Here is a 12,663-nt window from a genome sequence, read left to right on the forward strand (position 1 = left end):
AGATATTTTCTCTAATATAAAGCACTGTTCCTTCAATTTTCGTTTCAGGTCCAAATTTAACTTCTTCTATCTTAAAGTGCTTTTTCACAAGCTCTCTTACAACTTTGTCTTCAAATTTTACTTCTGGAATGTTATTTTCTTTTATAGCTTCTTTAGCTACAGCCATTCCAGCAGTTGCTGTTTTTACTGTTTCCACAGCTTGAGCTGTATTTTGATTAAATGAATTAAGAGGAATTTCTATATCAATCCCTTTACCTTCTGCTATTTTAATCTTTAATATTCCACCATTTACAACAGATGACATTACTGGCACTTCAGTCTTCTTAGATACTTCCTCCTTAAATCCTTCTAACATACCTTTCGTTATAGGAGTTAAAGCAACTGCTTCTACTTTTAAAGTTGCTCCAACTACTTCGCTTCTACTTAAAACTGTTTCATCCAATTTTATAAGCAAAGAGTCTTGTAATTTGTCAAAATTCATTGGGTTTTCTAAATCTTCAGCGGCAATAACATCTCCTGCACTTTTATTATCTTTTAATACTGCCTTTTCATCGCCCTGGGTTAATTCTACTGCTTTCTTGTCCTCTGCAATAGCAATTACACCCTCTACTATTTCTGGTGTTAGTGGTACTAATGAATCAATTGTCTTAGTAAGTTTTGCCCCTATAACCTGGCCTACCTTTAAACAATTTGCAGGTATTTTTAATAACCCTGAATCCACTAAATCTGGAAATATTGTTGGATCTTCTAAATTAGCTGCAGTAAGAATTGTTCCTTCTTCTGTTCTACAACATACAACTGCGACTTCATTTTTAAATTCTGCTGCGTGTTCATCACTCATTGACATGAACATAACCTCCTCGTATTTCTCTGGAGTAGAAAACAATCATTAATTGTTTTCCTCCTAGTATTTTTATTTTTCTTCCATTGGTAGTCTTCTTGTAAGCGGATAATCTATAGTTCTAAATACATGATCTGTATGATGGTATACTGGAATGCCCATTTTCGGAGCAATACACATTACTGTATTTGAGCAGTCACTACAATTTGCTATTAATATTCTTTTGGAACCTTGTTTTTTAAGGTAAAGAATAGCCTCTGCTTGACCTGGACAATGTCCCGGGGTTAAGCATTTATTTAAACCTCTTACCTTAACTATATTCTTGCAATTTGCTACTCCAACTACTTTTGAATGCATTTTTTCTGCAACATCTCTAAGTCTCGCTTCATCTGCAGCACAAGCACATACAAGTACTCCTATTGGCCCTTCATATTTGGGAAGTGGTATGGTAACAATTGCACCGCCTGAAGTCTTTGTAACTACTGCACTTTCTATATCTTCAGATTTACCTGTATAAGGTCCACCAATTATTATTTCCCCATATGCTCCATCAATACCGCCAGCTTTTTCAATTAATTCTTTAACTGAAGTTCCTACAGGCACTTGTAAGAAAACATGACTTCCATTTCCACCTTTTAGCTTTCCAACTATTGTAACATCTTTATCTATTACTGGTTTTCCTTCTTCTATAGCATTTGTTAGATTTTCTAAAGTTTCTCCATTTAAAACAACACATTTTGCCTCCAAAGGTAACTGGTCAGGATTAAGCCAGGTCCCAAATATTTCATGAATCATTGCTCTTTCCTCGCCCATTGGATACATGTCTCTTAACTCTTTCACTTCTATATCTAAAGCTGTAGAGAGTGCTTTTTTAAGTGATGCAATGGCATTTTTATTTTTTGCTTTAATCGCAATATAGCCCTTTTGAGCTCCTATTGCACTCATAGCATATCTTAGTCCTTTAATTACAATTTGTGGGTTATTTTCTAATACTTTCATATTGTGATGTAAAGCTGGTTCACATTCAACACAATTTGCAATTACATATCCGTCTGGAATCTGTGATTTTAATTTAATATGAGTAGGAAATCCAGCCCCACCTGCACCAACGATACCTGCTTCATATGCTGTGTCTTCTATCTTTAAACATTTTTTGATTTTTATGTATTCCATACTTTGATTGTCATCGGCTAAAATAAAGATTTCATTTTCTGTAATTTTAGATACTTTCCCAGTAACACTAGAATGAATTTTAGCACCACATCCCTCTGGGTTTGCAATACATTCTCCTCTTTTTATAATTTGCCCTTCTTTTACAATTGCAGTAGAAGGTGCACCTACATGCATTTTAAGAGGAAATTTATAGGTCGTTGACATAAAACCACCTCCATGTTATTTCTCTTACTTTAAATATACGCAATTTTCGTGCCAATTTCTTACTGTTATCACAATTCATCTATAGATGTTGCAAATACTGCTTTGCCAGTCTATATCTATTTTCAATACACATTCTTGTTTTTTAAAACCAAAAATGTGTATGCTTTTTTGACACCATTTTTTTATTTTATTACTATAAATAACCATTGGTAAGGTTTACAGGCACACTATTAGTGTCAGAAATTAGACAAAATAGTCAACTTTCTGACACTGTGGTTTTATTTTTCTAAAAGGCCATATTGATTTAATTTATAATACAAAGTGCTTCGCTTTAAATTCAATATCTTTGCAGCCTTCTGTTTGTTTCCACCCACGGATAATAACACTTCTACTATGGTACTTTTTTCTACGCGTTGCAAAATTTTCACCAAATCATATTTATTTTGATCTTGCTCTAAAACTTCATTATCTTTTCCCTCTAAGGGAACCTCCTTTTTGACCTCTCCATTATTCAAAATATATTCTGGAAGAGTATCTAATGTTATTTCCCCTTCATTTGAAAGTACGATCATCCTTTGTATTACGTTTTTCAGTTCTCGAATATTCCCTTCCCATTTGCACTTAAAAAGTAGTGGATATATTCTTTCATCTATACTATTTATGTCTATATTTTCTTTTTTAGCTATTTGATTTATAAATAAATCCGCCAATTCTTTTATATCTTCTTTTCGCTCTCTAAGTGGTGGTAATTCAATTTGAACAACAGCGAACCTATAATATAAATCATCTCTAAATTTTTTTTCTTTAATTAAATCATTTAAATTCCTATTGGTAGCCGCTATAATCCTTGTATCTGTAATAACCCCCTTCTCACTTCCTAATCGGTATACTATGCCATCTTGCAGTACCCTTAGAAACTTCACTTGCATTTCTAGTGGCATATCCCCAATTTCATCTAAAAACAATGTGCCATTGTTAGCTAATTCGAATTTTCCTATTTTACCCCTTCTAATAGCTCCTGTAAAAGCGCCCTCCACATATCCAAAAACTTCACTTTCAATCAATTGTTCTGGAATTGCACTACAATTAACTGCTACAAAATTCCCCGTTCTCCCGCTAGCCTCATGAATTGCTTTTGCAAAAACCTCTTTTCCGGTACCACTTTCACCAGTAATTAGTATACTAGCAGAACTTTGTGCTACCTTTTGTGACATTGCAATAGCTTCAATAATCTTTTTATTTTTGCCTACAACGGAAGAGAAATTATAGTTTGCAGCAATTTCCCTTTTATAAGCAAGCTCCAATAATTTAACTTTCTTTCTTTCTGTTTCTAATTGATTTGCCAGTCTTGTCACTTCCGTCACGTCTCTATCTGTAGATACTACAGCTACTAATTTCCCGGCCCCATTATATATTGGCACCGTGCTTAAAATAACAAATTTACCTCTAACAGGCTCATTTTCTATATTATCCCTTCTTTTACCATCCTTTAAAGTTTTTATAATTAATGCATTAGGAAAATAATAATCAATATGTTTTCCAATTATTTTTTCAGCCTTTACACCATAGAGTTGTTCCGCACTTTTATTCCAATAGTTTACTATTCCCACATCACTACAAATACATACTGCTTCATGTAAATTATCGATTATATTATTTTGAAGATCGAACATTTCATCTAGCTTGAGATAAAAAGTATCTCTTATATTATTGCTAGTAATTATGCCTCTAATTACATTATTTTCAATTACTGGCAATCTTCCTATTCCATTTTCTATCATTAAATTTCTTGCAGCTCTAGCAGAAGCATTCATATCTATTGTAACCACATTTCTGTTCACATATTTTATTACTTTTTCTTCAAAAGATACATTTTTATTTTTTTTAATTTTAGCTATATCTTTTTTAGTAAAAACTCCAATTAGAATCCCTGCCTGGTCTACTAATAGAACTTCATCTTTGTTTGCTTCGATCATTTTATTTAAAGCATCATTAATGCTTTCATTTGCCTTAATTTTTATAAACTTTTTATTCATTATTTCTTTAACATTATAGAATAATTCTGCAATTACCAATTTTTCACCTTCTTTATTATTTCTCTACTAATTTCATTATACTTGCTTTTTTTTAAATAACAAAGAGAACCCTTTAATTATATATAAAATATCCTTGTTCTCTCTTTTTCTAAATATTTTTCTCTATTTTTAGCTTTACATACGCTTATTTAAATATATTTTAATAAAATTTATACTTAAATTTTAAAATTTCTAATTAATATAAAAATAGTCTTGACATATTATTATTTTTATTCTATGATTAATTTTAAAGTATAAATTAAACTGTCATTAAAAGTGAATATACCCAATTCAAAGAAAAGGATTAGTAAAAATGGAGTCTTTTCACAGCGAGAAAATCATTGGTGTAAGATTTTTAAAAGATCATTTTGAACCCACCTTGGAGTTCTGTACGAAATGTTTTTTTGCAGTAAGTTACAGCGGCTTTCTACCGTTATATAGAAACTGAGTGGATATTTTACTATATCAACTAGGGTGGTACCACCGATAATGCTCGGTCCCTTTTCGGGATGGAGTTTTTTTTGTATTCAATTTTATAAATTTTATCAAATGAGAGGAGAATAATTATGGAAAAAAATAAGAAATTAGTAGAATCTATTACAGCTATGGACGAGGACTTTGCACAGTGGTATACAGACATTGTAAAAAAAGCCGAACTTGCAGATTATGCAAGCACTAGAGGTTGCATGGTAATTAGACCTTACGGTTATGCTATCTGGGAAAACATTCAAAAAACATTAGATCAAATGTTTAAAGACACAGACCACGAAAATGTATATATGCCAATGTTCATTCCTGAAAGTCTTCTACAAAAAGAAGCAGACCACGTTAAAGGCTTTGCACCAGAGGTTGCTTGGGTAACACATGGTGGTGACGAACTATTACAAGAAAGACTATGCGTTAGACCTACTTCTGAAACATTATTTTGCGATCATTATGCGAAGATAATTCAATCTTACAATGACCTTCCTAAATTATATAATCAATGGTGTTCTGTAGTAAGATGGGAAAAAACTACAAGACCTTTTCTTAGAACTTTAGAGTTTTTATGGCAAGAAGGACATACCGCTCATGCAACTGCGGAAGGTTCTCAAGAAGAAACCCTTAAAATGCTTAATGTATATGCAACTTTTTGTGAAGATACCCTTGCAATTCCAGTTATAAAAGGTCAAAAGACAGATAAGGAAAAATTTGCTGGTGCAAAACACACTTACACAATTGAAAGTCTAATGCATGATGGGAAGGCACTGCAATGTGGAACTTCTCATAACTTTGGAGATGGCTTTGCTAGAGCCTTCAACATTCAATATACTGATAAAACAGGTAAACTTGAATATGTTCACCAAACTTCTTGGGGAATGAGCACTAGAATTATAGGTGCTATAATCATGGTTCATGGTGATGATAGTGGTTTAGTATTACCACCAGCTATCGCTCCTATTCAACTTATCATAATTCCAATTGCACAGCATAAGGAAGGTGTAATTGAAAAAGCTACAGAACTTAAAAACACATTGTCAAAAATAGCTAGGGTAAAAATGGATACCAGCGACAAAATGGCCGGTTGGAAATTTAGTCAATATGAAATGAAAGGTGTTCCACTAAGGCTTGAAGTTGGACCAAAAGATATAGAAAAGAATCAAGTAGTTTTAGTTAGACGTGATACTAGAGAAAAAATTATTGTTCCAATGATTGAACTAGAAACAAAGGTTACAGAGATTTTAGCAGATATTCAAAAATCCTTACTTGAAAAAGCTAGAAGTATACAAAACAAGAAAACCTTTAGTGCAAACACCGTTGAAGAAGTAAAAGAAATCCTAGATAAGACTTTAGGCTTTGTTAATGCTCCATGGTGCGGGGAACTCACTTGTGAAGAAAAAGTTAAAGAAGTTGCCGGTGCATCTTCTAGATGTATACCTTTCGAACAACCAGAGGACAAAGGAGTTTGTTTATGTTGTGGAAAACCAGCTAAATCTATGGTTACTTGGGGAAGAGCTTATTAAAATTAGTTAAAGGGTGTGTGTGCTATTTTATCATTAACAAAAGAAGATATCATAAACAGCTTTTCCATGAAAAATGCAATAGAGGCAGTCAAATTGGCTTTTTCCATGTATTCTAGTGGAAAAAGCACGGTACCTTTAAGAACAAATATAAACGTACCTCCTGTGCAAGGTCAAACCTTATTTATGCCAGCCTATTGTGAGGTTATGAATAGTTTAGGAATAAAAATTGTTTCTGTATTCCCCAAAAATGTTGAGAAAAATAAGAGTGTTGTTTCTGCAACTATGATTCTTCTAGATGCTATCACTGGTGAAGTATGTTGCCTGCTTGATGGAACTTACCTAACCCAACTTCGCACTGGAGCAGCTACAGGTGCAGCCTGTGATTTATTAGCTAGAAAAGGTGCAAAGATCGGTGCTTTAGTAGGAACTGGAGGTCAAGCATCTTCTCAATTAGAGGCGATGCTTACTTCAAGGCATTTAGAAGTTTTAAAAATCTCTGGATTAAATTACAAAAAAACAATTATATTTGCGGAAAATATGCGAAAGCTATATGGTCATTTTGGAACAAATATTATTGCGGTAGAGCATCCTAATGAAGCAGTAGTGGACGCAGATATCATTACTGTAGTTACTTCTTCAAAGACACCTGTTTTTGATGGTACACTTGTAAAAAAGGGTGCTCTAATAAGTGGAGTAGGGTCCTATACACCATTTATGCAAGAAATAGACGAATTCACCGTATGCAATGCAAATTCTATTTTTGTAGATTCACTAGATTCCGTTTTAGTTGAAGCTGGTGATTTAATTATACCCCTTGACAAAGGTCTTATTGGAAAAGACAAAATTTCTGGTGAGCTTGGAGACGTCCTTTTAGGAAAACTCAAGGGCAGAAAAAACGAAGAAGAAATTATTATTTTCAAAACCGTGGGCATTGCAATACAAGACATAATTACCGCAGATGCTATTTATAAAAAAGCAGTTTCACTCGGAATTGGTACAGAAACTAAATTTTGAGTAAAAATCGCCTCACTTGTAAAAAAGCGAGGCGATTTTTATTTACATTTCTTTATAACCAAATTACATTTTATATTAATTTTATATACAAATGTCAGCCATAACAACTCCATTTATTCTACCATTACTATCTTTAAACGGTACAGATATAGCAATACAATAATTATAAGAAACATTAGATATATAGGGTTCGCTACTAAATTCACTCCCCGCTACTGACGCCCTAAAATATGGCCTAAAGGAGTAATTATTGTTATCCTTAGATATAGGTTCTGTAGCAAATTTCATATTTCCTTCCGAATCTATAACCCCAATATACTCAAATCCATTATGTGATTTTTTTCTATCCTTCAATAGTTCAGAAGTATGCTCGATTGAATAACCCTTTGTACTTAATTCTTTCGCAATTGAATTCAATATATCTATCCCTTCTTTTATTATATCTTTTTCTTTTTCTCCTAAAGTAATTTTATTAGTAAAATTCTTTAATTGACCATCAATTTCATCTGCAGTTCTATTCATTTTCTCTACTACATTAGACATATTATGCATTGTTGCAGTTTGTTCTTGCGCTGCTGCTGAAACTTCCTCAGTTATAGCTAAAGACTGTTGTGTAATTGAACTTATCTTATCCATAAGTTCATTTACATTCTCTGCTTCTTTTGCAGTCTCTACTGCTAGTATAGATATCTCATCTACTGCATCATATGTTAATTTTGTTGAATGAATTACTTTGTCAAACGACCCCTTTGCTTGTTCTATAAGTCCAATGTTTTCTGCGATTTTCTTTACTTCTTCTTTAGCTTCTATACTTATCACAGAAATTTTATCAATAAGGTTTGTGGTTATTTTCCCTATATCACCAACCGAACTTGAGGATTGCTCTGCAAGTTTTCGAACTTCATCGGCCACTACCGCAAATCCTCTACCTTGCTCTCCCGCTCTAGCCGCTTCTATTGCAGCGTTTAATGCAAGCAAATTTGTTCTCTCACTAATATCTGTAACAACTTGAATAATAGTATTAATCTTATGAACCTCATCTTGCAATGTCTGAATTGTATAAGCTAATTTGGAATTAGACTCGGCTGTATCCCCCATTTTACTGCTGAATTTCGCGAATATCTCAGTATTTTCCTCAATTGCCTGAATCATATTTTTAGCAATATCCTTTGTATTTTCTGAAAATTTAGAGATCTTATCTGCATTTTTCCACATATTTTCAGTATTTTCTTTCGTAGAAATGGAAGCTTCTGATTGAGTAGTAGCTCCAATTGCTACCTCTCCAATAGCATTTGCTATTTCATTTGCTGTTACTTCTGTTTGTTCTGCACTACTATGAAGTGTATCCGCCAGATCTCTATTTATCTGAGAAACCCCCATAACTTCGCACAAAACCTTCCTTGTATTTTTCACTATTTCATTAATATTCGTAGCAATGGCTTCACCCATTCCATTGGCTTTTACCTTAACAGTAAATTGACCTTCAGCTAATTTTTTAGTTTGCTTATTTATAGTTTTCATCGACCGGGATATATTTACAATCAATATTAAAATAGTACAAAATAGCACAATGCTAAAGACCAAACTCAATCCTACATTATATTTTGTATAAATGCTATTTATATTTGACGAAATAATTTCCAAGTCCTTACTAGGTATATTGGCCTGTAAAAAGACTCTCTTAAACGATTTGGATGCTAAATTTGAAAATATCACATTGAAAATTGTAGCAAAAAATAGAAAAAATAATATACTTAACCCTACTGTTTTTCTTTTCATTATTAATCCCCCCGTGTTACATTTTTATTCTTTTATTAATTATTTTGTCATCACTAAAATATCATAATAAGATAACAACTTTCTTCCTAATCTATTTCTTCTACACAATAGTATAAAATTCCTTCTCAATATAAATAAAACACAAGATGTGGATATAATCTTTTACTTTATGGATTCATTTATCCTTTCTGTTGAATGCTATTACACTTTTTGTTATAATCGTATTAATAAAAGTTAATACACTTAAAATAGCCTTTCTACTATTATCTTTTATTAATAATTATGTTTGTAGGTGAATTTAATGTCAGAATCACAGATAACAAAAAAAGCTCTCGCTCAATCAATTAAGAAATTAATGGAAACAATCCCCTTAGCTAAACTGTCAATTCATCAAATTGTGGATAACTGTGGCATTAATAGACAAACTTTTTACTACCATTTCAAAGATAAATTCGATCTTGTAAACTGGATTTATTATACTGAGGCTATAGAAAATATAGATAATTCTATAAAGTATGGTCACTGGACTGATGAGATGTATAAAACCTTGATATATTTTATGGATAATAAATCCTTTTATATTAATGCCCTTAGTACCCCAGGCCAAAATGCATTCGATGGATTTCTTTTTGAAAAAACCTACGATCTTATTATGGGAGTTATAAATGATATTTCCACTGGAATAAAAGTTTCAGACACAGATAAAAACTTTATTGCAGATTTTTATACTTATGCTTTTGTAGGTATAACCATACAATGGATAAAAAATAACATGAAAGAGCCCCCAAAAAAAGTAGTAGGTGATTTAAATGATATGGTTGAAGGCAGTATGTTAGGTGCTTTAACCAGGTATTCTACTTATCACAAAAAAAATTAAACATAATTATTATAGGCTGACTAAAAGATTGTATCAAATTATTTTTGATATAATCTTTTTAAGTCTATTTTTGGTATAATAGTAGATGATATATTTAAAGACTTGAAATAAAATAATTTTAAGTAGGTGATGTCTTTTGGACTTAATTATAGCTCTTATTGGTACATTTGCGCTTTTAATTTTTAGTGTTCTTAAAGGTATATTTCTTGGATATCCATTAATAGCAGGACTACTCCTCTTCATTATAGTATAATAAAAAGCCTAATATTAACACTGCGGAAATTAATACAAGCAATTAAATCATCGTCTTTGGAGATGAAATATCATTAAAACAAAATCCTAGTGACAAACATAAAAGATGAGGAGACTTTATTATGAATTGGTTTAAACAAAATATTCAAGGAATATTATTTTCATTTATTCTAGCATTTATTGCTACATTGCTAGGAAATCTTCTACCAATAGTTGGCGGTCCTGTATTTGGTATCATCATTGGAATTATTATAAATAATGTATTTGGGAAGCCAAAAAATACTTTAAAAGGAATAGGATTTACTTCTAAAAAAATACTTCAATGGTCAATAATTGTGCTTGGTGCGGGATTAAGTTTAACTACGGTGTTACAAACAGGCATAGACTCATTATCTGTCACAGTTTTTACCTTATCTGCAGCTTTTATATCAGCTTATGGCTTTGGAAAATTATTAGGCATTCCCTCAAAGCTAAAAACCTTAATCGGTGTAGGTACTGCCATATGTGGAGGATCAGCAATTGCTGCAATTGCTCCTATAATAGAAGCCGACGAAATGGAAATAGCATACTCCATTTCTACTATATTCCTATTTAATATTATTGCAGTTCTTATTTTCCCACCCCTTGGCCATTTACTTCATTTCTCTGATAAAGCCTTTGGGCTTTGGGCCGGTACTGCTATTAATGACACTTCTTCTGTAGTGGCTGCGGGGTATGCTTTCAGCAATGCGGCGGGAGCATATGCTACCATAGTTAAACTTACAAGAGCTACTTTAATTATACCCATATCAATTATATTTAGTATTGTGGTCGCTATAAAAAAGAAGAAAGAATCAAAAGTGGATACAACAGTTAACTTTAGTTTTAAAAAAATATTCCCTTGGTTTATATTATGGTTTTTAGTAGCTTCACTATTAAATACTTTAGGACTATTTAAAGGAAACAGCATTTCATACATAAATACACTAGGTAAATTTATGATAGTAATGGCTCTTTCCGCTATTGGACTCTCTTCAGACTTTAAAAAGATGATGAAAAATGGTGTTAAGCCTATCTTTCTTGGTCTTATAGTCTGGTTTACAGTTGCAATTATTAGTATAGCTGTGCAAGTTATAACAAAGCAAATGTAAAATATTTAAAGTTGCTAAGGGTTTCATATAAAGCAAACAAAAAAATCCAACAGAAAATTATTCTATTGGATTTTTTGTTTGCTTTATCTAAAGGTACCTAGAGCTATTTATTACTTTTCCTAAGATACTCCTCAATGAAAATATCAATATCACCGTCCATAACTGCATCTACATTTCCCATTTCTGTATTAGTCCTATGGTCTTTAACTAAGTTATATGGATGAAATACATAAGATCTGATTTGACTTCCCCAGCCATTATCTTTTAGATCTCCAGTTAAGTCTTCAATTCTATCCTTATGAGCTCTTTCCTTTAAATCTAGAAGTTTTGCCATAAGCATCTTCATTGCAGTTTGTTTATTGCTATGCTGACTTCTCTCATTTTGACATTGAACTACTATACCAGTAGGTATATGAGTAATTCTTATGGCTGACTCAGTTTTATTTACATGTTGTCCTCCAGCACCACCCGACCTAAATGTATCTATCCTAAGGTCATCAGGCCTTATATCAATATCTTGACTTTCCGTTAGCTCTGGTAGCACTTCACAAGAAGCAAAAGAAGTTTGCCTCTTACCATTTGCATTAAAGGGTGAAATTCTTACAAGCCTGTGCACACCCTTTTCAGCCTTTAAATATCCATAGGCAAACTCGCCAGTTATTTTTAATGTAACCGCTTTAATACCTGCTTCATCAGAGGGTTGATAATCTAAAACTTCTACATTATATCCCTTCTTTTCGCACCACCTTGAGTACATCCTATAAAGCATTTCTGTCCAATCTTGAGCATCACTTCCACCTGCACCGGTGTGAAGTGTTAGAATGGCATTATTTATGTCATATTTTCCAGACAGTAAAATTTCTATCCTGAACCTATCAGTATCATGGGCTAAATCTTTTAATTCGCTTTTTATTTCTTCTACAGAGGAATCATCATCTTCCTCCTCACTTAATAAAGCGAGTACTTCTAAATCCTCTATCTTACTAACCACTAAATTAAACCTATCAATTCTATCTTTAATTCCCTTAGATTTCTGAGATATTTCTTGTGCTAGGTAAGTATCCTCCCAAAAGCTAGGTTCCTGCATTTTAAACTCAAACTCTTTTAACTCTTTTTCTAGTGTTGCTAGGTCAAAGAGACACCCTTATTTCTTCCGCATTAACTTTTATTACATTTAGTTCACTTGTTATTTCTTCCATTTGTACTATCAATTATTACACCTCTTTCATTATACTTAAAAAGGGGCACGCAAGAATTAATTGCCACCCCTTTAAATTATTAACCCATTTGCCATTCTCTGGGTCAGATAACAATT

Annotated in this window: 8 protein-coding genes, 1 pseudogene and 1 other annotated feature; of the genes and pseudogenes, 4 read left to right on the forward strand and 5 right to left on the reverse strand. The window is 32.5% G+C overall.

The features are described 5' to 3' along the window. The 3 genes and pseudogenes from KPL51_RS05330 to KPL51_RS05340 form a co-directional block, all read right to left on the reverse strand. A pseudogene (locus KPL51_RS05330) lies at window positions 1–847 on the reverse strand (D-proline reductase (dithiol) proprotein PrdA); the annotation flags it as partial. Between the two features lie 66 nt (window positions 848–913). Continuing rightward, entirely contained in the window at window positions 914–2,218 is a 1,305-nt protein-coding gene (prdC, locus tag KPL51_RS05335; protein ID WP_216158228.1) for a proline reductase-associated electron transfer protein PrdC, read from the reverse strand. A gap of 278 nt (window positions 2,219–2,496) precedes the next feature. Beyond that, window positions 2,497–4,293, reverse strand: coding sequence for a sigma-54-dependent Fis family transcriptional regulator (locus tag KPL51_RS05340; protein ID WP_224853927.1), 1,797 nt, complete (start codon window positions 4,291–4,293; stop codon window positions 2,497–2,499). Between the two features lie 285 nt (window positions 4,294–4,578). Further along, window positions 4,579–4,798: a binding site (T-box leader), on the forward strand. 61 nt (window positions 4,799–4,859) lie between these two features. On the opposite strand from KPL51_RS05340, the gene proS reads away from it, so the two are divergent. Beyond that, complete coding sequence (gene proS, locus KPL51_RS05345; protein WP_216158230.1) at window positions 4,860–6,296, forward strand: proline--tRNA ligase; 1,437 nt, start codon at window positions 4,860–4,862, stop codon at window positions 6,294–6,296. 15 nt (window positions 6,297–6,311) lie between these two features. After that, window positions 6,312–7,310 carry an ornithine cyclodeaminase family protein gene (locus KPL51_RS05350; RefSeq protein WP_376770075.1) on the forward strand — a complete coding sequence of 333 codons (999 nt, stop codon included), beginning with the start codon at window positions 6,312–6,314 and terminating at the stop codon, window positions 7,308–7,310. 81 nt (window positions 7,311–7,391) lie between these two features. On the opposite strand, the gene KPL51_RS05355 is transcribed toward KPL51_RS05350, so the two are convergent. Then, window positions 7,392–9,089, reverse strand: a complete 1,698-nt coding sequence (locus KPL51_RS05355) for a methyl-accepting chemotaxis protein (protein WP_216158232.1) — start codon at window positions 9,087–9,089, stop codon at window positions 7,392–7,394. Window positions 9,090–9,390: 301 nt separating this feature from the next. Here KPL51_RS05355 and dhaS point away from each other — a divergent pair, with 301 nt between their 5' ends. Both dhaS and KPL51_RS05365 read left to right on the forward strand, forming a co-directional pair. Next, on the forward strand, window positions 9,391–9,966 hold the full coding sequence (gene dhaS / locus KPL51_RS05360; protein WP_216158234.1) for a dihydroxyacetone kinase transcriptional activator DhaS: 576 nt from the start codon (window positions 9,391–9,393) through the stop codon (window positions 9,964–9,966). 374 nt (window positions 9,967–10,340) lie between these two features. After that, on the forward strand, window positions 10,341–11,348 hold the full coding sequence (locus KPL51_RS05365) for a YeiH family protein (protein ID WP_216158236.1): 1,008 nt from the start codon (window positions 10,341–10,343) through the stop codon (window positions 11,346–11,348). Window positions 11,349–11,451: 103 nt separating this feature from the next. On the opposite strand, the gene prfB is transcribed toward KPL51_RS05365, so the two are convergent. After that, window positions 11,452–12,559, reverse strand: a protein-coding gene (gene prfB, locus KPL51_RS05370) for a peptide chain release factor 2 (protein WP_216158238.1) whose coding sequence is annotated in 2 segments (ribosomal slippage) — window positions 11,452–12,480 and window positions 12,482–12,559 — 1,107 coding nt in all. Because the reading frame shifts where the segments join, the coding sequence is not laid out codon by codon here. Window positions 12,560–12,663 lie beyond the last annotated feature (104 nt).

The organism is Clostridium bowmanii (genome assembly GCF_018861315.1).
GTDB classification, from domain to species: Bacteria; Bacillota; Clostridia; order Clostridiales; family Clostridiaceae; genus Clostridium_AD; species Clostridium_AD bowmanii.